The sequence below is a fragment of the Dellaglioa sp. CoH-55-MRSF-7 genome (assembly GCF_056782235.1).
Map to the genome: position 1 here is coordinate 1 of NZ_JBXAYI010000184.1, position 258 is coordinate 258.

General features: G+C 57.0%; 1 protein-coding gene. It reads right to left on the reverse strand.

Features of this window, described 5'->3' with window-relative positions; translation table 11 throughout:
* Positions 1-35: 35 nt before the first annotated feature.
* A partial coding sequence (locus tag AC1RPU_RS08335; RefSeq protein ID WP_481769702.1) for a hypothetical protein occupies positions 36-258 on the reverse strand: 223 nt, incomplete at its 5' end.

A 258-nucleotide genomic window follows, 5' to 3' on the forward strand; every position in this document is an offset into this window, starting at 1 on the left:
GTCAAGCACAATCCCTTTTCTTTACATCAGGCCAATCAGCGGCCGAATTTCACGGACTCACGTTCCGGAAGCGGAAGCCGCCCCGCATACTTCTTGATGAGGATGGCGGCCAGGACACCACCCGCGATCAGCGAGAGCACGACAAGACCCACAACCAGCAGGATCAACCGGGCTTTCACGTCATCATCGTCGCCACCCGCAAAGAACTCACCAACGCCCTTGAACGCATCACCGATGCCGGAGAACGCATTGTACATG